The sequence below is a fragment of the Pseudarthrobacter raffinosi genome (genome assembly GCF_023913735.1).
In the GTDB taxonomy this organism is placed as follows: Bacteria; Actinomycetota; Actinomycetes; order Actinomycetales; family Micrococcaceae; genus Arthrobacter; species Arthrobacter raffinosi.
In genome coordinates this window covers 129,972-152,649 of the sequence record NZ_JAMXBH010000004.1, presented here as the reverse complement: position 1 = coordinate 152,649, position 22,678 = coordinate 129,972, and the positions used below count along the sequence as shown (strand labels likewise).

Sequence of the window (22,678 nt, the reverse complement as noted above, 5' to 3'; positions counted from 1 at the left end):
TTGCCAGTCCTGCCTCAAAAATTGGGCAGGAATAAGGGATTTCCGGAGTGGGGGATGTTTCAAGTGTAAGGTACAGATCCGCTTTGCGGCTAATTGAACGTACGACGACGGCGGTGAGCTTGCGCACATGGCCGTCGAGTTCCATACGGCTAAGGCCGTGACGCTACCGTCCCAGCCGCCGCAGCAGCGCCTCAAAGGCGTCGTGGTACTCGGACTGGAGGCGGATCTCACCGTCGGCGTCGGCATCCCGCAAGGCTTCCATGGACTCAAGGTCAGGTTCGCTGAACCACTTTCCGATGGTGATGCCGTGGGTCGGCACGAAAAGCCGGTGGATGTGGTCGCCTGCCTGGACGGTGCCGGTGCGGATCACGCGCAGGTAGGTACCAATCCGGCCCGCTTCCGTGAAGCGCTTGACCCATTGCGGCTCCCCCATCCGACGCTGGAAGGCGGCGCACGGGACGCGCGGCGAAGTGACTTCAACTTCGACGTCGAGCCCGATCTTCCAGCGTTCGCCGATCACTGCCCCGGTGGTCTCGATGCCGGACACGCGAAGGTTTTCCCCGAAGATCCCGGGCGTGAGGTCGCGCTGAAGCTCCTTCGCCCAGTAGTCGGCATCATCCTGGGAGTAGGCATAGATGGCCTGGTCTTCGCCGCCATGGTGGATCCGGCTTGCCTGGACGTCACCGTGGAGGCCGAGCTTGTGGACTTTGACGGGTCCTTCCACGGGCCGCTTGTCGATGGCGGTGACTCCCACGCTGCCTTCATCGGGAAGGAGCTGGTGGACACGGCAGACGGCTAGCACTGATGCGGTTTCCATGGCTCCAGTGTAGGGTTCCCGGCGTTACAGCCACCGTTGGAACCGGGGATTGGCAGTTCTCTCCCGTTTCGTGCTCGCAGCCGGACCGGGCAGAGACTACGCTGATTTCAGGATTGAGCTTCCGGCGCACAGTTGCGCCCACATTCAGCATGGACTACCAAGGGGGACGTCGTGGACCCGGAAAAGGACCAAGGCAACGGTCCGGACAAAGACCCGGCCAAAGACCAGGGCACCGGTCAAGGCAAGGACCAGGGGGCGCCGAAGCCGCCGTGGCAGGTGCCCAAGCCGGAACTGCGCCCCGAACTCCTGAACCAACCCCTTCCCACGGTTGATCCCTTCGCCCGGGACCGCGAGCGCCAGACCCATGATGCGGCCGCGCGCAAGAAACGTTCCCAGCGGCGGACCGTTGTGGTGGGGTTGGGAGTCACGGCCCTCCTCGCCGGCACCATCACCGCCGTCGTGGCCAGCAACCAGAATGAGGCCGACTACGCCCAGGTCTGTTTCAACGACGAAACCGGCGAGCGCGTGGAGGACACGCAGTGCAACAGCTCCGCCGGACGCAGCGGTGCGCTCTTCGCGTGGTACTTCTACTCCCGCGGCGCCAGCGTTCCCGGGGTGGGCCAGAACCGGTCCTCGTATCCGAGCTACACCAGCACCATCCCCAGCGGCGCCAAGGCATCCACCGGGTACAGCATCAAGGGCGGTACGGTCAGCAGGGGCGGCTTTGGCAGCAGCTCCAAGGGCGGAAGCACGGGGGGCTAGGCGTGAAGCGGTTGTTATTGGAGCCCAGGCCCGGCTGGAAGCAGAAGATCGAAGAGCAGGGCCTGGTCTTCTCCACCACCACCATGCCCGACGGCCGGAAGATTGAATACTGGAGCGAAGCCGCCTACTACGAATTCACCATGGACGAGGTGGAGACGCTGGAGGTCACGGCCGAGGACATGCACAAGATGTGCCTGGAGGCCGCCAAGTTCCTCGCCACGGGCGCCATGGGGAACATCGGCATCGGCCCGCAGGCACTGGAGCTCGCGGCTGAGTCGTTGCAGGCCGCGGACATGGATGTCTACGGGCGCTTCGACTTTATCTATGACGGCCAGGGCGGACCGGCCAAGATGCTGGAGTACAACGCCGACACCCCCACCGGCCTGATCGAGGCCGCCGTCGCGCAATGGTTCTGGCTGCAGGACGTGTTCCCGGAAAAGGACCAGTGGAACGGCATCCACGAGGCCCTGATCCGGCAGTGGAAGAAAATGCAGTACCGCACCGGCATGAGCACGCTCCACATCGCCCATTCCGAGGCTGAGGAGTCCGGCGAGGACTGGATGACGGCCGCGTACATGCGGGACGTGGCCAGCCAGGCGGGCTGGACCACTATCGGCATCAACATGTCCGATATCGGCTGGGATCCCAACCTGAACCGCTTTGTGGACCTGGACAACTTCATGATCAGCACCATGTTCAAGCTGTATCCCTGGGAGCTGATGATGAAGGAGCCGTTCGGGCACCGGCTGCTGCAGCGCGCACATAATCCCCGCTGGGTGGAGCCTGCGTGGAAAATGCTGCTCTCTAACAAGGCCTTGCTGGCTGCTCTGTGGCACCTGTACCCGGACCACCCCAACCTGCTGCCGGCCTACCTCAACGAGCCCGGGCCCCTGAAGGAATGGGTGGCCAAGCCGCTGCATGGGCGCGAAGGCGACAACATCAAGATCCATGCGCCGGGCATCAGCCTGGAGCAGCCGGGCGGGTACGGCCGTGAGGGCTGGTGCTACCAGCAGTTCCATGCGCTGCCCGACTTCGACGGCAACCACCCCGTCCTTGGCCTCTGGGTGGTGGACGGCGAGTCCGTGGGCTGCGGGATCCGCGAATCGGACGGCCCCATCACCGACTACTTCTGCCGTTTTGTGCCCAACACCATCGACGCCCCGGCGCCGCTTTCAGCGCAGGCCCACTCCAGCAAAGCAGGTATCGCACTATGAGCACCCTGATATTCCAGAGCCCGGTGACCGTATGAGTGCGGAGACGACGACGGCGGGCGGCGCTCCCGGCGGACCGTCCAGCGGTGCCGTCCCCGACAAGGGGCTCCGGGCGGGGATCCTGGACCTCGGCGACTCGGTCATGCTGGGCCTCGCATCCACGGCGCCCGTGTATTCGCTGGCCGCCACGCTGGGCCTGATCGTGGCCGTCAACGGAAACTACACTCCCCTGATCCTGATCCTCGGGTTCATCCCCGTCCTGTTCATCGCGTACGCCTTCCGGGAGCTGAACAGCGCCATGCCGGACTGCGGCACCACGTTCACCTGGTCCCGCCGGGCGTTCGGTCCCTGGGCGGGTTGGCTGGGCGGCTGGGGTGTTGCCCTGGCCGGCATCGTGGTCCTGGCCAATCTCGCGCAGGTGGCAGGCCAGTACCTGTGGCTGCTGATCGGCGACGGTTCACTGGCCGAAAACAAGGTGGTGGTCACGGCCACCGGTGTGCTGTTCATCGTGTTTATGACCCTGGTGAACTACCGGGGCATCCGGCTGGGCGAGCATGTCCAGCGGGTCCTGACGTACGTTCAGTATGTGTCGCTGGGCATCTTCGCGCTGGCCATCATTGTGCGGATCGCGGGCGGGGCCCCGGAGGGCCAGGCGTTCGATTTCGAGTGGTTCAACCCGGCCGGTGCCTTCGCCGACCCCTTCGCCGTGGTGCACGGTTCGCTGCTTGCCCTGTTCATCTATTGGGGCTGGGATACCTGCCTGGCGGTGAACGAGGAAACGGAAAACCCGTCCACCACGCCTGGGCGCGGCGCCGTCATTTCGGCCTTTGTCCTGGTGGCCGTCTATGTCTCGGTGGCCTTGCTGGTGATGATGTACGCCACGGTTGGCACCGAGGGCATTGGCCTGGGCAACGAAGCGAACCAGTCCGACGTCTTCCTGGCGATGAAGGACGTGGTCCTGGGTCCGTGGGGCTGGCTGATTGTGGTGGCCGTGCTGGCCTCGGTCCTGTCGTCCACGCAGACCACCATCCTGCCCACGGCCCGCGGCACACTGTCGATGGGCGTGCACGGTGCGCTGCCGCAGAAGTTCGGCGAAGTCCATACCCGCAACCAGACCCCCGGATTCTCCACCCAGGTCATGGGCGCAGCGGCCGTGGTGTACTACGTGGCCATGAGCTTCCTCAGCGAAAACCTGCTCTCCGATTCCATCAGCGCCATCAGCCTGTTTATCGCGTTCTACTATGCGCTGACGGGCTTCGCGTGCTTCTGGTATTTCCGGGGGACCTTCCGGGAATCGGCCCGCAACCTCTGGTTCCGCGGCATCCTTCCGCTGCTCGGGGCACTGATCCTCACGGCGGCGTTCTTCATTTCCGCCGTCCAGATGTGGGATCCGGCCTACGGTGACACCCAGATCTTCGGCGTCGGCGGGGCGTTTGTCAGCGGCGTGGTGCTCCTGGCCCTGGGCGTCGTCCTGGCCGTTGTCTGCCGGTTCCTGCCGTCAACGCGGGAATACTTCATCGGGAAGCCGACGGCGGCGGCTGCCACACCGACGTCGGCCTAAGATACACAGATGAGCGACGCTGGAGTCACCGCCGAACTGCCCCTTACACCGGACCCGTCCGACGTCCTGGCCCTTAATGCGCTGCTGAGCGCTGACGAGCGGGCACTCCAGCAGCGGATCCGCGACTTCACGGACCAGCGGATCAAGCCAAACATTGCCGGCTGGTATGACGACGCCGTTTTTCCGCTGGAGCTGGCTCCCGAACTCGGCGAGCTGGGCGTCCTGGGGATGCACCTGGAAGGCTATGGCTGCCCCGGCCGCTCCGCCGTCGAATACGGCCTGGCCGCGATGGAACTCGAGGCCGGCGATTCCGGGATCCGGACCTTTGTCTCTGTGCAGGGGTCCCTGGCCATGACGGCCATCCACAAATGGGGTTCGGAGGACCAGAAGCAGGAGTGGCTCCCCCGGATGGCTGCCGGCGAAGTGATCGGCTGCTTCGCCCTGACTGAGCCCACGGCAGGCTCCGACCCGTCCTCCATGACCACTTTCGCCCGCCGGGACGGCACCGGGGACAACGCCGGCTGGGTCCTGGACGGTGCCAAACGCTGGATCGGACTGGCCTCCGTGGCCGGGGTGATGGTGGTGTGGGCCCAAACCGACGACGGCGTCCGCGGCTTCCTGGTGCCGGCCGGTATGGCGGGCGTGACCGCAACGCCCATCACCCAGAAGCTCTCCATGCGCGCTTCCATCCAGTGCGATGTGGTGTTCGACGGCGTCCGGCTGGGACCGGAGGCCATGCTGCCGGCTGCGATGGGCCTGCGCGGGCCGTTTGCGTGCCTGAACGAGGCCCGCTACGGGATCATCTGGGGTGCCATGGGCGCCGCGCGTGATTCCTACGAAGCCGCCCTGGCCTATTCCCAGGACCGGTTGCAGTTCGGCAAGCCGCTGGCCGGGTACCAGCTGACGCAGGAGAAGCTGGTGAACATGCTGCTGGAGATCCAGAAGGGCACCATGCTGGCCTTCTATCTGGGGCGCCTCAAGGACGAAAGGAAGCTGCGGCCCGAGCAGATCTCACTGGGCAAGCTGAACAACGTGCGCGAGGCCATCAGGATCGCCCGGGACGCCCGTTCCATCCTCGGCGGCAACGGCATCACGCTGGACTATTCGCCGCTCCGGCACGCTGCCAACCTGGAGTCCGTCCGCACCTACGAGGGCACCGACGAGGTCCACATGCTCGTTCTTGGTCAGCACATCACCGGCCTCGGCGCGTTCCGGTAAACCCACCCGCCCCTCCCCAACTAGGTAGCAGTAACTGTCGTTTTGAGGGCTCATAACGACAGTTACTGCTACCTAGTTGGGACTACGTGTGGTTATTCAGGCAGGATGACCAGCTCCAGGTAGCCTCGCAGGCACCCCGCCATGTCGACATTCGCGGGCGCCAACAGCCACTGCGTTTGGATCCCGTCCCACAGCGCAATCAATGATGCCGCCGCGGCTTCGGGTTCTACACCGGGGCGCAGCCGCCCTTCCTCGGCGAGTTGCGTAAACCGACGGGCGTAGCTCCGCCGCAGCCGTTCGAAACGTTCCGTGAAGAATTCGCGACCCGGATGGCCGTCCGTGACGGATTCCGCACACAGCACGGTGTACAACTCGATGACACCCGGGATCTCTTCGTTGAAGCGCGCCTGGCGGATCACGGCGTCAACAAGCGTTTCCTCCGGATCCGGAGGTGTGGCGCCGTCTCCGGTATTCGAGTCGCGCCAGTTGAGCACGGCAAGCAGCAAGTCGCTTTTCGACGGGAAGTAGTGCAGGAGGCTCGTCTGGCTCATTCCGACGTGGTCGGCAACGTCCTGCAGGGAGCCTGCCCGGTACCCGTGGGCCGCAAACACAGCGTGCGCGGCAACAAGGATCGCGTGCCGGCGTTCCGTCGACTTCGCATATGGTCCCCGCCGGGACGGCCGGCTCGCCTCGTTTGTGGTCATGGCAAGCCAGTGTACAGGCGGATGTAGCAGGCAGAATCAAAACTCGAGTAACTACTCGAATTTTGTGTTAGCCTGTCTCCTACCCGCTTCCGTACGTGCCGCAGCTCACACTCGCTGGCACATGAACCGACACAATGAGGTGCAGGCAACATGGCCCGATTCACCCGGAGACGCGGCGGCGTATTGCTGTCGATCATCCCGCTCAGCATTGCCATGGTTATCCTGCAGCGCTTCTGGCGCGGCGGGCTTACAGAAGGAGCAGTCAAGTAATGTCCCAGTCCACAGCATCCGGGCGCACCGCCGATGTTTCCTACATCATCGACCGCGGACCGGGTTCGGGCAGGCGGACAGCCGCCCGATCCTGGCTGCACACCACAGCTCCCGCCCAGTCACTCAACGGCAACTGGCGCTTCCGGCTCCTGCCCGGCGCACCGGGAACCCCCGGGGGCCGCGGCGTCCTGCCCGCAGGCGAGGCCCTCGAGGGCGTGGCCGAGGAGACCTTCGATGACTCGTCATGGGAGGAGATCGCCGTCCCGGCCCACTGGGTACTGGAAGGCGACGGGCGCTATGGGCGGCCAATCTACACGAATGTGCGTTTTCCCTTCCCCACCGATGCACCCAACGTCCCCGATGAGAATCCCACCGGCGACTACCGGCGCACCTTCGAACTGCCGGAGGCATGGACCGAAGCCGTACGGATCCTGCTGCGGTTCGACGGCGTCGAGTCGCGGTACAAGGTGTGGGTCAACGGGGTGCCGATCGGCGTCGGCGTCGGGAGCCGGCTGGCCCAGGAGTTCGACGTCACGGATGCTGTGCGTCCTGGATCGAACGTGCTGGCCGTGCGCGTGCACCAGTGGTCGGCGTCGAGCTACGTCGAAGACCAGGACCAGTGGTGGCTGCCGGGCATCTTCCGCGACGTAACGCTCCAGGCGCGGCCGGCGGGCGGCATCGACGACGCCTGGCTGCGCACCTCGTTCAGCGGCTCCGGTAATTCCGGCGCCGGCACCATTGACCCTGAAATCACGGCAACCGGTGACGCTTTTCCGGTGACGCTCTCCGTGCCGGAGCTGGGCGTGGACGTCACGTGGAACTCTGCGGCGGACGTTGCCCCGGTCCTGATCGACGCCGTCGAACCGTGGTCTGCCGAGATTCCGCGGCTGTATGACGCAACGGTGAGCAGCGCTGCCGAAACGCTCTCCCTCAGCCTGGGCTTCCGCACGGTGGAAATCGTGGGGGACCGCTTTCTGGTGAACGGCCGGCGGGTGGTGTTCCACGGCATGAACCGTCACGAGACCCATCCCGACCGGGGCCGCGTCTTCGACGAAGAATCTGCCCGCGCCGATCTGGCCCTTATGAAGCAGTTCAACGTCAATGCGATCCGGACCAGCCACTATCCCCCGCATCCGCGGCTGCTGGATCTGGCCGATGAAATGGGGTTCTGGGTGGTGCTTGAGTGCGACCTCGAAACGCACGGATTCCATGCCCAGCGATGGGCCGGCAATCCCAGCGACGATCCCGCCTGGCGCGAAGCCTTCGTGGACCGCATCGAGCGCACCATCGAGCGCGACAAGAACCACCCCTCCATCGTTATGTGGTCGCTCGGTAACGAGGCTGGCACGGGCGCCAACCTCGCCGCAATGGCCGCGTGGGCCCATGCCCGCGACACCGGACGTCCCGTCCACTATGAGGGCGATTACAGCGGCGCCTACACGGACGTCTATTCGCGGATGTACTCCTCCGTCCCCGAGACCGAGGCGATCGGACGCGACGACTCCGGCTCCCTGCTGCTCGGCTGTTCCGCCGCCGAGTCGGCACGGCAACGGACCAAGCCCTTCATCCTGTGCGAGTACGTTCATGCGATGGGCAACGGCCCCGGCGCCATCGACCAGTATGAGGACCTCGTTGACCGCTACCCACGGCTGCACGGTGGTTTCGTCTGGGAGTGGCGGGACCACGGCATCCGCACACGCACGGAAGACGGAACCGAATTCTTCGCCTATGGCGGCGATTTCAACGAGGTCATCCACGACGGCAACTTCGTGATGGACGGAATGGTCCTCTCCGATTCGACGCCGAGCCCGGGACTGTTCGAATACAAGCAGATCGTGGCGCCGATCCGTTTGGGCTTCGGCACCGAGGTGCCCCATGGAACACCGTCCGACGGCGGTGCGCGGCGGTTCATCACAGTCGCCAATCTGCGGCACTCGGCGGACGCCTCCGACGTCGTGCTCCAGTGGCGGACCGAAGTGGACGGCATCCGCAGTGACTCGGGCGAACTGGCAATCGCCGGCGCGTCGGGCAAGGCTCTTGCGGCTGGCGACTCGGCGCAGCTGGAGCTGCCGGCGTTTGCTGTCTCAGGTAGAGGTGAGAACTGGCTCACCGTTGAAGCCGTGCTCCGCAAGGACACTGACTGGGCTCCGGCCGGGCATGTGATTTCAGCCGCCCAGCTGGATCTCTCGGAGCCTGCGGCACGAGTTCAGGCTCCGCGCCCGCTGGCTTCAGTCGGCCGGACCGGCTCCTTGGCGGCGAGTTCGGATGCCGAATCCTCGGGAACCGGAACAGTAACCCTCGGACCCGCGGTCTTCGAGGAGGGCCGGCTTGTGTCGCTGGGCGGACTGCCGGTGGCCGGTCCCCGCCTGGAGCTCTGGCGCGCACCGACGGATAACGACGGCGGAGCGGGCCGCGGCAGTTACGATCTCGCCGACCCCTGGCTGAACAACGGAAACGGCGTGCCGGCCCCGACGTCGGCCGCGGTCTGGCGCAAAGCGGGCCTGGACCGCTTGACGGCCCGGGTGGAAAAGATCTCGGCGAACGATTCAGGCGTGGCGGTCCGGACACGGTATGCGGCGGCCGACAGCGCCGACTCCGTGACGGTCGAAGAGCAGTGGCAGCTCGCGGATGGGGAGCTGTGGCTTCGCCTGGACATCGTCCCCAGCGCTGGCTGGAACATGATCTGGCCACGCATCGGGGTCAGGTTCGATTTGCCCGGCTCCGTGGATGGCGCGTCCTGGTTCGGTGCCGGGCCCCGCGAATCGTATCCGGACAGCATGCACGCGGCCCTGATCGGGCGGTATTCGGCAGCAATCGACGACCTCACGGTGACGTACGCCAAGCCCCAGGAGAGCGGGCACCGCAGTGCCGTGCGTTCACTCGACCTGAACAATGAGGGGGCGCCCTGGCTGAGGATCGAGACGGTGGCCGATGGCCGCGGGCGCCGGCCCGGTTTCACCCTGGCCCGTCACACCGCACAGGAGGTCAGCGCAGCGGCCCATCCCCACGAGTTGCCTCCGAGCGAGCACAGCTACCTCTATCTGGACGCCGCCCAGCATGGGTTGGGTTCACGGGCCTGCGGCCCGGACGTCTGGCCGGACTTCGCCCTTCGTCCGGAGGCCCGCACGGTGATGCTGCGCATCGGGACGGCCGGGTAGCCGCCGAGATGGCATTTCGCGGCAATGTCAGGCGCCGCGACTGCCGTGAAGTGCCATCTCGACGCGTCCGGCCCCGGTTACGCAGCTCCGACCGGGACGGGTTCCTTGGCGCCTGCGTCCTTGCGGATGGTCGCGCTGATCACGGCGGCGATGGTGCACATGGCGGCCGCGCCGAACCAGGCGTAGGTGTACTGGCCGGTGGCGTCCCGGATGGCACCGGCGCCGAGGGCAGCAGCGGCCGCGCCCAGCTGGTGGGCCGCGAACACCCAGCCGAACACCACGCTGCCGTCCGTGCCGAACGTTTTCCGGCAGATTGCCGCCGTGGGCGGTACCGTCGCCACCCAGTCCAGGCCGTAGATCACCACAAAAACGATCATGCTCGGCTGGACGGTGGCGCTCAGGACCAGCGGCAGCACTAGCAGGCCGATCCCCCGGAACTGGTAATAGACGGCCAGCAGGATTTTGGGGTTGTAGCGGTCGGTCAGCCAGCCGGAGGCGATGGTGCCCAGGATGTCGAAGATCCCGACGACGGCGAGAAGCCCGGCCGCTGTGGTTTCGGGCATGCCGTGGTCGTGGGCGGAGGGGATGAAGTGGGTGCCGATCAGCCCGTTGGTGGTGGCCCCGCAGATCGCAAACCCGGCCACCAGCGCCCAGAATGTCCGCACTTTGCTGGCGCGCTTGAGAACCTGGAGGGCGCGCACCGCGGCGTTGCTGCTGCGCCCGCTTTCCACGGGGTCCGCTGCCGCAGCCGGGGACTCAGCCGTTCCCTCCTCAGGTGCCGTTTCACCGTAAGGCAAGGCGCCGACGTCGGCCGGTGAGTTTTTGAGGAACTTCAGCACCAGCGGCACCACCGCCAGCGCGCCGGCGGCGATCAGCAGCGAGGCCTGCCGCCAACCCGGATCCTGGGCCAGCATGGCGATGAACGGCAGGAAGACCAGCTGGCCCGCGGCGCTGCCGGCGGTCAGGATGCCGATCACCAGGCCCCGGCTCTTGGAGAACCAGGTGTTGGCGATGGTGGCGGCGAAGACGAGCGCCATGGAGCCGGTGCCGAGCCCGATCAGCAGTCCCCAGGTCAGGAGGATCTGCCAGGACTGGGTGACCAGGACCGTGAGCGCGCTGCCGGCGCCGATCATCACCAGGGCGGTGGCGGTGACGGCCCGGATCCCGAACCGTTCCATCAGGGCCGCGGCGAAGGGGGCGGTCAGCCCAAACAGCACCAGGTTGATGCTGACGGCTGCGGACAGCACGGTGATGGACCAGCCGAACTCCTGCTGCAGCGGCACCATGAGGACACCCGGGGCGGCCCGGAATCCGGCCGCTCCCACGAGGGCCAGGAAGGCGACGGCCGCGACGATCCATGCGGGGTGCAGTCGGCGGCGCGTGGTTTCGGTGGCACTCATGCGGCCGTGGCCAGCTGCACGGGCGCGTCCGTCCGGGTGAGGCTGTGCCAGCTGGTGTTGGCGGCCGTGAGCCGTTCCCCGCAGCCGGTGCAGGTGTCCGCGGAGCTGGTCCGCTGGCCGCAGCCGGAATGGATGACGTACATATGGGCCTGGTCAGACGGCGCCGGGAGGTGCTTTTCCGCCCACATGACCACGGCGTTCAGGACCGGGAGGGCGTCCTCACCCTTAGGAGTCAGGACGTACTCCTGGCGGGGGCGGCCGCCGTCGTCGTACGCCTTCTTCTCAAGCAGCCCCGACTCCACGAGACCCGCCAGGCGCCTGGTGAGCACCGAATCCGCGACGGCGAGCCGGGTCTTCATGGCGTCGAAGCGCCCGTTGCCGAAAAAGACCTCGCGGAGCACCAGCATGCTCCAGGGGTCACCCAAAATGTCGAGACCTCGTGCCATGCTGCAGTCGCGCTGGGACCAGTCGGAGCGGAGAACCATAAAGGCACCCTAGCTAACTTTCTTGAAGAAAGCCAGGGTGTCTTTGGCTGGCGAGCGCGGTGCTACTTGAGGCGCGCTGCTACTTGAGGAAGGTGAAGGCGCGCTCGAGGTCGGCGATGAGGTCTTCCACGTCCTCGATGCCGCAGGACAGCCGGATCAGGTTGACGGGAACTGCCAGTTCCGTGCCCTTGACCGATGCGTGGGTCATCTCGGACGGGTAGTTCATCAGCGATTCGATGCCGCCCAGGGATTCCGCCAGCGTGAACACCGACGTGTTTTCCGCGACCGTGCGGGCCGCCGCCTCGCCGCCCTTGAACTGGACGGACACCATGCCGCCGAACTTCTTCATCTGCTTCTTCGCCAGCTCGTGGCCGGGGTGGGAGGGCAGGCCCGGGTACAGGACGGCCTCCACCTCGGGGCGCTCGAGCAACCATTCGGCCACAGCCTGGCCGTTGTCGCTGTGCCGGTCCATGCGCACGCCGAGGGTCTTCAGGCCGCGGGTGGTGAGGAACGCGTCCATCGGGCCGGACACTGCACCCACCGCGAACTGCACAAAGCCGATCTTCTCCGCGAGCTCCGCGTCGTTGACCACGATGGCGCCGCCCACCACGTCGGAGTGCCCGCCGATGTACTTCGTCGTGGAGTGAACCACGACGTCGGCACCCAGGGCGAGCGGGGTCTGCAGGTAGGGCGACGCGAAGGTGTTGTCCACCACGAGGAGGGCCCCGGCGTCGTGCGCTATTGCGGCGAGCGCCTCGATGTCGGTGATCTTCATCAGCGGGTTGGAGGGGGTTTCCACCCATACGAAGCGGGTCTTGTTCGCGGCCACGGCTTTGCGCACCGCGTCCAGGTCCGCCATGTCCACGGGGGTGTTGCCGATCCCCCAGTCGCCAAGCACGCTGTTGATGAGCCGGTAGGTGCCGCCGTAGGCGTCGTTGCCGAGCACAATATGGTCGCCCGGCCGGGTCAGCGCCCGGATCAGGGAGTCCTCCGCCGCAAGGCCGGAGCTGAAGGAGTACGCGTGGCTTCCGCCTTCGAGCGCCGCGAGCTGCTCCTGCAGGGCGTCGCGCGTGGGGTTGGTGCCACGGCCGTATTCGTAACCGTCGCGGAGCCCGCCGATGCCGTCCTGGGCGTATGTGGAGCTGAAGTGCACCGGCGGAACCACGGCGCCGGTCCGGGGCTCGAAGGCCTGGCCGGCATGGACGGCGCGCGTGTTGAAACCCTGGTTTTCTGCAGACATTGAAAGTCCTTTCATGCGGTGATCAAGCCTGCCGAGATCCTGGTTTCGACAGGCTCAACCACCGGAGGATTAGTTGCTGAGGTAGGCGAGGAGGTCGTGGCGGGTGAGGATTCCCACGGGGGCGCCGACGAACGTCACCATCACGGTGTCCACGTCGGAGAGCAGCTCGCGGGCTGCGGAGATGGTTTCCAGCGAGCCGATGACCGGCAGGCGGGGCCCCATGTGCTCGGAGATCTTGTCCGTCAGCTTGGCCTCGCCGCGGAACAGCTTGGAGGTCAGGCTGCGCTCATCCACGGCGCCGAGGACCTCGCCCATCACCACCGGCGGTTCCTGCGAGAGGACCGGGATGTGGCTGACGCCGAACTCGTTCATGATGTTGATGACGTCGCGGACGGTCTCGTTGGGGTGGATGTGGACCAGGTCCGGCAGCTCGCCGGTCTTGGACTTGATGACCTCGCCCACTGACGTCTCTTCGCCGCCGGAGAGGAAGCCGTAGGAACGCATCCACTGGTCGTTGAAGATCTTGGCGAGGTAGCCGCGGCCGGAGTCCGGGAGGATGACCACCACTACTGCGCTTTCCGGGAGGTCGCGGGCGGTCTGCAGCGCAGCCACCACCGCCATGCCGGACGAGCCGCCCACCAGCAGCCCTTCCTCGCGGGCCAGCCGCCGGGTCATGGCGAAGGAATCGGCGTCGGAGACGGCAATGACATCGTCCGGGACGGATTTGTCGTAGTTGGCCGGCCACATGTCCTCGCCCACGCCCTCGACGAAATACGGGCGCCCGGTACCGCCGGAGTAGACCGAACCTTCGGGGTCCGCCCCGATGATCCTGACCCGGCCGCCGTCGGCCTCCGCACGGTCCGCCGAGATCTCCTTGAGGAAGCGGCCGGTGCCGGTGATGGTGCCGCCGGTGCCAGCGCCGATCACGCAGTGCGTCACCGTGCCGTCCGTGTCCTGCCAGATCTCCGGTCCGGTGGTCTCGTAGTGGCTGCCGGGGGCGGCCGGGTTGGAGAACTGGTCAGGCTTGTAGGCGCCCGGAATTTCCGTGACCAGGCGGTCCGAGACGCTGTAGTAGCTCTGCGGGCTGTCCGGGGCAACGGAGGTGGGCGTGACCACCACCTCGGCGCCATAAGCCTGAAGCACGGCGCGCTTGTCCTCGCCCACCTTGTCCGGCACCACGAAGATGCACTTGTAGCCCTTTTGCTGGGCCACGAGCGCCAGACCCACGCCGGTGTTGCCCGACGTCGGCTCAACGATGGTCCCGCCGGGCAGGAGCTTGCCGGTCCGTTCGGCCTCTTCGATCATTTTCACCGCGATGCGGTCCTTGATGGAACCGCCGGGATTGATGTATTCCAGCTTGACCAGGACTGTGGCTTTGAGGCCTTCCGTCACGTGGTTGAGCTTGATGAGCGGCGTGTTTCCGATGAGGTCCAGGACGGACTGCGCGTACTTCATAGGTACAAAGTTACCGCCTGCCGCCGCAGGTCCTGCCCGGGGCTCAGCTCCCTGCCGAGGAATCTGTGTGCCAGAGGCCCAGGGTGTTGCCCTCGGTGTCCTTGAAGTAGGCGTAATAGCCCATGCCGGGAACGGCGTCCTTTGCCTGGGCGACAGTACCTCCAGCGGATTCGACCTGCGCCAGCGCGGCGTCCACGTCCTCCACGTCGATGGTGATGATGGGGGTCTTGAGGTTGTCCGTGCGGGGGAACAGGGCCCCGTTGATGGCCCCTGGCGCGCTTGGCATGCCTGTCTGCTCGTCCGACGGCGTGGTGATGGCGATGGTGTAGTCCATCTCCTGCATGGGAGTCAGGGTCCAGCCAAACGCACTTTGGTAAAAAGTGTTGGCGCGTTCCTTGTCGTCGGAGGGGATCTCGAAATGCACAACTCCAGCCACAGCATGCTCCTTTGAATGCGAGGGGAAGGCGCGGACTCCCCGCGCCACACGCTGGAGTCTAGTCCTGGCATCTTCGGTCTGTAAGGGGCTCCGGAAGCTACCTTGTCAGCCCACCGTGGGACCATGAATACATGACCATCCTTGACGCCCCCGCCCGGCTTGCCGCCGCCGCGGATGCGTCCCTGCGCTGGCATCCGGACGGCCCGTACAGCCTGCACCAGACGCTGGGCATTCTCCTGCGGGGTACCGGAGATCCGTCGTTTTCGTTCGGGCCGGACGGGTTATGGACGGCGTTTACGACGCCGGACGGCCCGGTCACGCTGCGCCTCACCGCTGCCGCGGATAGGGCTGTTGACGCCGCTGTTGACGCGCAGGCCTGGGGTCCCGGTTCCGCCGCCGGACTCGCTGGCGTGCCCCGGCTCCTGGGCGCTGAGGACGACTGGTCGGCGTTTGACGAACCGGACTTCCATGCCACGCTCCCCCGGATGGTCCGTGACGCCCGACGACGGAACCTGGCTGTCCGGCTGCCCTCCACCGGGCGGGTGGTTGATTGCCTCGTGCCCACCATCCTCGAGCAGAAGGTCACCGTCATTGAGGCCCGCCGCGGCTACCGGTACCTGATGTACCGGTTCGGCTCGTCGGCTCCGGCGGCCGGAAGCGCGGCGCCGGAGGGGCTCCGCCTCCAGCCCACGCCTGAGCAGTGGCTGCGCATCCCCTCGTGGGAATGGCACCAGGCCGGCGTAGGACCCCAGCGTTCGGCGTCCGTTATGCGGGCGCTGCGATCCGCCGTCGCGCTTGAACGGCTGGTCGCCCTTCCGTCCGCGGAGGCGGCAGCAAAACTGCAGGTGATTCCCGGTATCGGGGTGTGGACCGCGGCCGAAGTGGTGCAGCGGACCCACGGCTGCCCGGACTCCATCGCGGTGGGCGACTACCACCTCGCCGCCTATGTGGGCGCCGCCCTCACCGGCCGCCGGACGGACGATGCCGGCATGCTGGCCTTGCTTGAGCCGTGGACCGGGCACCGGCAGCGGGTGGTCCGGATGATCGGCCTGAGCGGCTTCCGCAAACCGACGTTCGGGCCGCGGATGACCATCCAGGACCACCGCCGGCACTGACGGTTCCGCCGTGGACTCGGGCCGCGGATGGGTATAGCGTGGCGCCATGGAGCCCGCACCAGAGCCCCGGAATTCCGCATTCTCTGGAGTCACCCATGATCCACACTGACAAACTGACCAAAACCTTCGTCGTCAAAAAGGAGACGGTAGAAGCCGTCAAGGGAGTCGACATCGATGTTGCCCCGGGCGAGCTTGTGGCGTTCCTTGGCCCGAACGGTGCGGGCAAATCCACCACCCTGCGAATGCTCACCACCCTGCTCCGGCCCACGTCCGGCACGGCCACCGTCGCGGGTGTGGACGTCACAGCGAACGCGGCCGGCGTACGCGCCCGGATCGGCTACATTGGCCAGGGCAACGGCGGCGGCCACAGCTTCCGGGTCATCGACGAACTGATCATGCAGGGCCGCTTCTACGGCATGAACTCCACGGATGCCGCTGCCCGGGCACACGAGCTCCTGACGTCCCTGGACCTGGCCGACCTCGCCAAACGCACCGTCATCAAACTGTCGGGCGGGCAGCGGCGGCGGATGGACGTGGCGCTGGGGCTGATGCACTCCCCGCGGCTGCTGTTCCTGGATGAACCGTCCACCGGCATGGACCCGCAGAACCGGGCCAACCTGTGGGACCACATCATGCGGTTGCGCGCCGAGCACGGCACCACCATCGTCCTGACCACGCACTACATGGACGAGGCCGATTTGATGTCCGAGCGCGTGATCGTGATTGACCACGGCCAGATCATCGCCGATGACACAGCCGCCCGGCTGAAGGCCAACCTGGCCGGCGACCTGCTCGCCGTCGAGGTGGCGGCGGAGTCCGCCGCGGGCGTGCGCGGGCTGCTGGGCCGGGCCGCCGCGGGCGTGCGCGGGCTGCTGGGGCGTGCCGCCGCGGGCGGTGAGGTCAACGAAAACTCGAACGACGGTGTGGTTCGCTTCCGCCTCCGGCTCACCGAAGGCGCCCGTCGGGCACCGGTGCTGCTGCAACAAATGAACGACGCCGGCGCTCCCGCCCAGTCCCTGGAGCTGCAACCGCCAACCCTGGACGACGTGTTCCTGGAGCTGACCGGCCGCAACCTGCGGGAAGGAGCAGACCGCTGATGGCGGTGCAAAGCACCGAGGTCCTGGAAAAGCCGGGCCTGGTCCAGATCCTGCATGACACCAGATTCGTCTTCTGGCGAGATGCTGCTGCCGCTGCGTGACCCGTTCTCGCTGGTCTTCTCGCTGCTCCAGCCGCTCGTGTTCCTGGGCCTCTTCGGGCCGCTACTCGGTGCGGCCGTGGGCGCACCGGCATTCGGCGGCCAGTCGACGCTCCAATGGTTCCTGCCCGGCGTCGTGGTCATGATTGCCCTGTTCGGCACCTCCATGATCGGCTCCAACTTGCAGTACGAGCTGATGACCGGTTCGTACGAGCGGATCCTGGCCACACCGCTGTCCCGCTCGTCGCTGATGATCGGGCGGGCGCTGAAGGAATGGGCACCGCTGGTGGTGCAGGGCCTGCTGATCGCCCTGGTCTGCATCCCGTTCGGCTTTGTCTTCTATCCGCTGCACGTGCTGTTCGGCCTGGTCATCCTGGGGATCTTCGGCATCGGACTCGGCGCCCTCTCCTACGCACTGGCCCTGGTATCGCAGAACAAGGAGTGGATCTTCTGGGGTGTGCAGCAGACGCTGCTCTTCCCGCTGATGATCCTGTCCGGCATCATGCTGCCCATCGAGGCCGGGCCGGACTGGATGAAGACCGCCAGCCTCTTCAACCCCCTGTCCTACCTGGTCAACGCCGAGCGGGAGCTGTTCGCCGGCAGCGTCGGGACCGACACGCTCCTGGGCCTCCTCGCCGCATCGGTGACGGCCGCCGTCGGGCTCGTTGCGGGCGTCCGGGCCATCAACCGCAACATCAATTAGAGCCCAGGCGGGCGGCGTAAACTGCAGCTTCAGAACGGTTGCGAAGGCCCAGCTTGTCCAGCACACTGCTTACGTGGTGGGCCACTGTCTTGTGGCTGATGAACAGCTGGCCCGCAATTTCAGGATTTGAATAGCCCTCAACCAGCAGCCCCAGAATTTCATGCTCACGCCGGGTGAGAATACCTGCCTCGCGGGGAACGGACCGGCCCCCGGCGCCCCACGATCGCAGCAGTGCCGCTGCCGTATCGGCATCATGGGACGCCCCCAGCTTGTCCATCGCGGACAGCGCAGCGCGGGCTTCGGAAATAGCGAGCGTAGGCTGGCCTTGGGCTAAAACACGCGCAAGTTCCAGCCGGGTGCGCGCGGTTTCCAGCGGGAGTTCCAAGTGCCCAAACCATTTGAGGGCGTCTTCAAAGTAACCCGTGGCAGGCTCCAGCCGGCCCTCGGCGGCTGCAACCCGGCCTCTGGCCAGGGCGGCATGCGCGGACACCAAGCGTATTCCTCCGGCGCTGGCGTCAAGGTCGCCAAGGTGCTCGGCGACCACTGCAGCAGCGGCAGGATTGCCTGCTGCCAACTGTGCCTCCACCAGCAGGCTGCGTGCGCTCGCTGTCTCCAGGGAGGTCCGGTGCCCGCCGGCGTGCAGTGGAGGAACGACGTCGCCGGTATCCTCAATTTTCGAACGAAGCCAGCGCTCTGCCAGGGCCACGGCCGCAGCCGGTTCGTTGCTTCCGAGGGCCAGTCCTGCCGCCACCAGGCTGGTCTCGACCGGAGCGCCGATCCTCTCAATCAAGGCCTTGGCCTCGTCGAAGTGTCCTTGGCGCACACGGAGCTCGGCGAGGCTCGCGACAGCCCTGTGGTACATGCCGGGGAAGACGTCCTTTGTACTCGCTGCCGCATGCCGCAGCTCGTCCTCGGCTTCGGCCCAATGACCCGTCAGCAGGAGCACTCGCCCGTGGACCATGCGGCACTGAGCGTAAAGGTATGGACAGCCGTAGGCCCTCATGTAGTCATCTGCCGCCAGCGACCACTGGGTAGCTCGCCCGAGGTCGCTGAGCAGGTCGCAGACCGTCAGCATCGAGCAACTCGCCATGACCACTGTGTAGAACGTCGTTCCATCGCCACCCAGGGCGCTGGCCATGGCCTCGTCAACACACCGAAGCCCGGCTTGGACTTCTCCCTCCTTGACCAGGACAACGCCACGCTCGGCAAGGGCACAGACGCCGAGGTCCGGGTCGCCCAATTCATGCGACGTGGCCAGCGCGCGCTCGATCAGGTCGCGACAGTGATGGGCGTCCGCGGCCAGCAGCGCCGCACAGTAATCAAGCCAGGCCCGGGACAGTCGGTCGTCAGGCCCGGCCAAGCTCTCCGCACGTGCCAGCCAGCCGCGCGCCGCGGCCTCGTTGCCAAGGGACATCCCGTAGACAAGGCACAGCCACACAGCGGAATCGATCGCCTCCGGAACATTGCCGGCACGGCGGCTGGCAGCGTAGGCGCGCTCACGGCAGCGGACACTTTCACCGAGGTCGCCGAGAAAAAAGAGGGCGTCGCCCAGGCCTGCGAGCGCGCCCGGCGATCCGGTGCCCGCGAGGACTTCCTCAAACGCGGCGCGCGCATCCGCCCACCGCCCCGCTTCCAGTGCCGCGTAGCCGCTCGCTGTCACTTCCTCCAGCGTCACGCTTCAATTAGAGCACTTGACACTGCCGTTCTCTAGGGACGGAACTACGGGCGCGGGCCGCCCCGGATCCGCCTGGTGGGCTCCGCCGGCATTGGCCACAAAATGGGTCAGTTGACCCATCCGCCCGGCCTTGGAGCCGGGCAGTCTGAAGTTGTCCCGAATAACGGACAACAGGACCAATAAAGGAGCAAACGATGAGTGCAGACGCAATTGCCAAGTCAGTAGACGCCATGAACTCTCATGATGCGAAGGCCTTCGCCGCAACCTATGCCGCGGACGCGGTTGTCCACGACCCGCTCTACCCGCAGCCGTTGAAGGGGCGGGACGCCGTTGAGCAGGACATGGTGGAACTCCTGCGGGCCTTCCCGGACGTCAGTCTCACCGTGGGGCCCCTGTTCCAGGACGCCGAGACGTTCGCAGCCGAGTACACCCTGCGCGGGACGCATCAGGGACCGTTGGCATCGCCCGGCGGCGAGATTGCCGCCACCGGAAAATCCTTCATCAATAACGCGGCTGTCTTCTCGAAGTTCAATGCTGAAGGGGAAGTCACGGAGGAACGCCGCTACTACGATGTAGCCGGCATCATGGCGCAGCTTGGGGTGACCCCGACAACCTGAGCCCATAACCTCGCCTCGAAGAGACTGCTGGCCCGTCAGAGCCCCAGGCGGGCCACGGCTTCCTCGCGCATCTCCACCTTGCGGATCTTCCCGGAGACGGTCATCGGGAAGCTTTCGCGGACGTCCACGTAGCGCGGGATCTTGTAGTGGGCCAGCTTCCCGCGGCAGAAGTCCGCAAGCGAAGCAGCGTCCAGCGGTTCCGCGCCGGGCTTGAGGATGACGCACGCCATGAGCTCCTCGCCGTACTTGGCATCAGGCACCCCGATCACCTGCACATCCTGGATGGCCGGATGGCTGTACAGGAATTCCTCGATCTCACGCGGGTAGATGTTTTCGCCGCCGCGGATCACCAGGTCCTTGATCCGGCCTTCGATCACCACGTAGCCGTCGTCGTCCATGCGGGCGAGGTCGCCGGTGTGCATCCAGCGGTCGGCGTCGATGGCCTCCGCGGTCTTTTCCGGCTGGTCCCAGTACCCGGCCATGACGGCGTAGCCCCGGGTGCACAGCTCGCCTATCTCGCCGCGCTCCAGCACCTCGCCGGTGCCAGGGTCTACGATCTGGTTTTCCAGCCGCGGCATGGTGCGGCCCACGGTCTCGGTGCGCTGCTGAAGCGTGTCACCGTTCCGGGTCATGGTGGACACCGGGGAGGTCTCCGTCATGCCGTAGCAGATGGCCACATCCACCATGTGCATCTCCGAGATCACCCGGTTCATCACATCGATGGGGCACACCGATCCCGCCATGACGCCGGTGCGGAGCGTTGCCAGGTCGTAGGAGGAAAAGTCCGGCAGCGCCAGCTCCGCGATGAACATGGTGGGCACGCCGTACAGCGATGTCCCGCCGAAGTCCTGGACCGCCTCCAGCGCGGCCGCCGGCGTGAAGCCGCGCCCGGGGATGATGGTGGCCGCACCGTGGCTGAGGGCTGCCAGGTTGCCGATCACCATCCCGAAGCAGTGGTAGAACGGCACCGGAATCACCACCCGGTCATGCTCGGTGTAGCCCAGCAGCTCACCGATGGAGTAGCCGTTGTTCAGGATGTTGTGGTGCGTCAGCGTGGCGCCCTTGGGGAAGCCCGTGGTCCCGGACGTGTACTGCAGGTTGATGGGATCGTGCGGGTCCAGCTCCGCCATCCGGGCCAACAGGGAGGAATGGCCGACGGCGTCAGCCCGCTTGAGCAGCTCGGCGTACGTCAGCTCCCCGTCACTTTGGGGATCCCCGGCGTCGAGCCCGTCCATGTCGTAATCCGGCAGGAACACCAGTTCCTGCAGGTCCGGGCAGCCGGCGAGCGCCTGGCGCGCCATTCCCACATAGTCGCTGTTCCGGTCCGACGGCGCCGCCACCAGCATCCGCATGCCGTTCTGCTTCACCACAAACTCCAGCTCGTGGCTCCGGTAGGCCGGGTTCACGTTGACCAGGATGGCTCCGGCTTTGGCCGTGGCGTACTGCAGCAGCGTCCACTCGGCGCAGTTCGGGCTCCAGATGCCCACCCGGTCCCCCTTGGCCACCCCCGAGGCGAGCAGTGCACGCGTGAGGCGATCGACGTCGTCGTTCATTTTCGTGTAGCTCCAGCGGCGGGCATCAGCGCCCGGGACCGGCGCGGCCTCGATCAGCGCGTCGTGGAAGGGGAACCGGGCCACCACCCGTTCAAAGTTCTGGCCGATGGTTTCCACGAGGAGCGGGACGTCAGTGTCCCCGGCTGTGTAAGCGCGCATGGTGGCACGCTACCAACAGGAGCCGGGCAAGAGAAGCGCAACAGGAGGGTGTCCGCGCGTAAACAGGGCGGGCGTGTATCCCGAGTCCCGGTATTGTGAAATCCATGAGTGCACCCATCGACCTGCAGGCAACGTTCATCCCCAACGACGGCGAGTTCTTCCGTGTGAAGCTCGCCCTGGAAATCGCCATCGACGAGGTGGTGAACGAACCCGGCTGCATCCGCTACGAGCTGACCGAAGCCACCGAAGAGAAGCTGGTCCTCACGGAACAGTGGGAATCCGAGGAACTGCTGGCGAAGCACTCCAAGGGCACCGCCGTCCAGGACCTGAACGAATCCCTGAGCGCGCTGCTGGCCGAGCCCGTGCAGCTGGAACGCCTGTAACCCTCGCTTTAACCATCGACTGCTCCGTAAGTGCCGCTTTGAACGTTCAAAAGGGCCCTTACGGAGCAGTCGATGGTGTTAAGAGGAACCAGGGGCGCTTACGCCTCGGGGATCTGCGAGCCGTCCTGCGGGCCCGACGTCTTTCCGGCGGTGGCCGGGCTGCTGCCCGCGGCGGCTGAGGCTTCTGCCTGCGAGCGCGCCACATGGGCGTGGACTTCCTCCATGTCCAGGGCCTTGACCGCGTCAACAACCTGCTCCAGCTGCTGGGCGTTCAGGGCACCCGGCTGGGAGAAGACGAGTACTTTTTCGCGGAACGCCATCAGGGTGGGGATGGACGTGATGCCGGCCTCCGCGGCGAGCTGCTGCTGGGCTTCGGTGTCCACCTTCGTGAACAGGACGTCGGAATGCTTCTCCGACATGGCGCTGTACGTTGGCCCGAACTGCTTGCAGGGACCGCACCATTCAGCCCAGAAGTCCACCAGGACAATGTCGTTGCCTTCGATGGTCGATGCGAACTGTTCACCTGTGATATCTACGGTAGCCATGCCTTCAACGGTACGC

The 22,678-nt window shown here is 66.1% G+C and carries 20 protein-coding genes and 1 pseudogene; 11 read left to right on the top strand and 10 right to left on the bottom strand.

The genetic code is table 11. From position 1 onward, the window contains the following. Positions 1 to 163: 163 nt before the first annotated feature. Positions 164 to 817, bottom strand: a complete 654-nt coding sequence (locus tag NG698_RS05185) for an MOSC domain-containing protein (RefSeq protein ID WP_104061866.1) — start codon at positions 815 to 817, stop codon at positions 164 to 166. Between the two features lie 171 nt (positions 818 to 988). Here NG698_RS05185 and NG698_RS05180 point away from each other — a divergent pair, with 171 nt between their 5' ends. From NG698_RS05180 to NG698_RS05165, 4 genes are read left to right on the top strand one after another with little or no spacing between them, the layout of a single operon-like run. Then, positions 989 to 1,579, top strand: coding sequence for a Tat pathway signal protein (locus tag NG698_RS05180; protein ID WP_252608505.1), 591 nt, complete (start codon positions 989 to 991; stop codon positions 1,577 to 1,579). Positions 1,580 to 1,581: 2 nt separating this feature from the next. Next, the gene (locus tag NG698_RS05175) at positions 1,582 to 2,793 is read left to right on the top strand and encodes a glutathionylspermidine synthase family protein (protein ID WP_252608503.1); all 1,212 of its coding nucleotides are present in this window, start codon (positions 1,582 to 1,584) and stop codon (positions 2,791 to 2,793) included. Between the two features lie 31 nt (positions 2,794 to 2,824). After that, on the top strand, positions 2,825 to 4,351 hold the full coding sequence (locus NG698_RS05170; RefSeq protein ID WP_252608501.1) for an APC family permease: 1,527 nt from the start codon (positions 2,825 to 2,827) through the stop codon (positions 4,349 to 4,351). 9 nt (positions 4,352 to 4,360) lie between these two features. Then, positions 4,361 to 5,569, top strand: coding sequence for an acyl-CoA dehydrogenase family protein (locus tag NG698_RS05165; RefSeq protein WP_252608497.1), 1,209 nt, complete (start codon positions 4,361 to 4,363; stop codon positions 5,567 to 5,569). 92 nt (positions 5,570 to 5,661) lie between these two features. Here NG698_RS05165 and NG698_RS05160 read toward each other — a convergent pair whose 3' ends face one another. Continuing rightward, complete coding sequence (locus tag NG698_RS05160; RefSeq protein WP_252608487.1) at positions 5,662 to 6,273, bottom strand: TetR/AcrR family transcriptional regulator; 612 nt, start codon at positions 6,271 to 6,273, stop codon at positions 5,662 to 5,664. A gap of 174 nt (positions 6,274 to 6,447) precedes the next feature. On the opposite strand from NG698_RS05160, the pseudogene NG698_RS05155 reads away from it, so the two are divergent. Then, a pseudogene (locus NG698_RS05155) lies at positions 6,448 to 6,543 on the top strand (carbohydrate ABC transporter permease); the annotation flags it as partial. Then, a complete protein-coding gene (locus NG698_RS05150) occupies positions 6,543 to 9,701 on the top strand; it encodes a glycoside hydrolase family 2 TIM barrel-domain containing protein (protein ID WP_252608485.1) in 3,159 nt (1,052 codons plus the stop codon). The pseudogene NG698_RS05155 and the gene NG698_RS05150, both read left to right, overlap by 1 nt. A gap of 77 nt (positions 9,702 to 9,778) precedes the next feature. Here the strand turns inward: NG698_RS05150 and NG698_RS05145 are convergent, their stop codons facing one another. The 5 genes from NG698_RS05145 to NG698_RS05125 form a co-directional block, all read right to left on the bottom strand. Further along, positions 9,779 to 11,101, bottom strand: coding sequence for an MFS transporter (locus NG698_RS05145; RefSeq protein ID WP_252608482.1), 1,323 nt, complete (start codon positions 11,099 to 11,101; stop codon positions 9,779 to 9,781). Beyond that, positions 11,098 to 11,586, bottom strand: coding sequence for a winged helix-turn-helix transcriptional regulator (locus tag NG698_RS05140; RefSeq protein ID WP_252608480.1), 489 nt, complete (start codon positions 11,584 to 11,586; stop codon positions 11,098 to 11,100). The genes NG698_RS05145 and NG698_RS05140 overlap by 4 nt, the downstream gene beginning before the upstream one ends. A 79-nt stretch (positions 11,587 to 11,665) precedes the next feature. Further along, complete coding sequence (locus NG698_RS05135) at positions 11,666 to 12,826, bottom strand: cystathionine gamma-synthase (RefSeq protein WP_252608478.1); 1,161 nt, start codon at positions 12,824 to 12,826, stop codon at positions 11,666 to 11,668. Between the two features lie 69 nt (positions 12,827 to 12,895). Next, positions 12,896 to 14,281 carry a cystathionine beta-synthase gene (locus NG698_RS05130; RefSeq protein ID WP_252608476.1) on the bottom strand — a complete coding sequence of 462 codons (1,386 nt, stop codon included), beginning with the start codon at positions 14,279 to 14,281 and terminating at the stop codon, positions 12,896 to 12,898. A gap of 43 nt (positions 14,282 to 14,324) precedes the next feature. Next, on the bottom strand, positions 14,325 to 14,717 hold the full coding sequence (locus tag NG698_RS05125) for a VOC family protein (RefSeq protein ID WP_141141279.1): 393 nt from the start codon (positions 14,715 to 14,717) through the stop codon (positions 14,325 to 14,327). Positions 14,718 to 14,848: 131 nt separating this feature from the next. Between NG698_RS05125 and NG698_RS05120 the strand changes: the two genes are divergently transcribed. The 3 genes from NG698_RS05120 to NG698_RS05110 all read left to right on the top strand — a co-directional run bounded on the left by NG698_RS05120 (position 14,849) and on the right by NG698_RS05110 (position 17,730). Then, positions 14,849 to 15,832 carry a DNA-3-methyladenine glycosylase family protein gene (locus NG698_RS05120; protein WP_252608474.1) on the top strand — a complete coding sequence of 328 codons (984 nt, stop codon included), beginning with the start codon at positions 14,849 to 14,851 and terminating at the stop codon, positions 15,830 to 15,832. A 95-nt stretch (positions 15,833 to 15,927) separates the two neighbouring features. Beyond that, positions 15,928 to 16,929 (top strand): ABC transporter ATP-binding protein, encoded by a 1,002-nt coding sequence (locus NG698_RS05115; RefSeq protein ID WP_252608471.1) that lies wholly within the window; start codon positions 15,928 to 15,930, stop codon positions 16,927 to 16,929. An 81-nt stretch (positions 16,930 to 17,010) separates the two neighbouring features. Next, positions 17,011 to 17,730, top strand: a complete 720-nt coding sequence (locus NG698_RS05110; RefSeq protein WP_252598479.1) for an ABC transporter permease — start codon at positions 17,011 to 17,013, stop codon at positions 17,728 to 17,730. Here the strand turns inward: NG698_RS05110 and NG698_RS05105 are convergent. Continuing rightward, a complete protein-coding gene (locus NG698_RS05105) occupies positions 17,723 to 19,405 on the bottom strand; it encodes a helix-turn-helix transcriptional regulator (RefSeq protein WP_252608464.1) in 1,683 nt (560 codons plus the stop codon). The genes NG698_RS05110 and NG698_RS05105 overlap by 8 nt on opposite strands. 194 nt (positions 19,406 to 19,599) lie before the next feature. Between NG698_RS05105 and NG698_RS05100 the strand changes: the two genes are divergently transcribed. Further along, on the top strand, positions 19,600 to 20,022 hold the full coding sequence (locus NG698_RS05100) for an ester cyclase (RefSeq protein ID WP_252608462.1): 423 nt from the start codon (positions 19,600 to 19,602) through the stop codon (positions 20,020 to 20,022). Between the two features lie 35 nt (positions 20,023 to 20,057). On the opposite strand, the gene NG698_RS05095 is transcribed toward NG698_RS05100, so the two are convergent. Continuing rightward, complete coding sequence (locus NG698_RS05095; RefSeq protein ID WP_252608460.1) at positions 20,058 to 21,734, bottom strand: AMP-binding protein; 1,677 nt, start codon at positions 21,732 to 21,734, stop codon at positions 20,058 to 20,060. A gap of 104 nt (positions 21,735 to 21,838) precedes the next feature. Between NG698_RS05095 and NG698_RS05090 the strand changes: the two genes are divergently transcribed. Continuing rightward, on the top strand, positions 21,839 to 22,117 hold the full coding sequence (locus NG698_RS05090; RefSeq protein WP_252598482.1) for a putative quinol monooxygenase: 279 nt from the start codon (positions 21,839 to 21,841) through the stop codon (positions 22,115 to 22,117). 98 nt (positions 22,118 to 22,215) lie between these two features. Here the strand turns inward: NG698_RS05090 and NG698_RS05085 are convergent, their stop codons facing one another. After that, positions 22,216 to 22,662: a thioredoxin family protein gene (locus NG698_RS05085; RefSeq protein WP_252608458.1), complete on the bottom strand. Its 447-nt coding sequence runs from the start codon at positions 22,660 to 22,662 to the stop codon at positions 22,216 to 22,218. Positions 22,663 to 22,678: the final 16 nt, after the last annotated feature.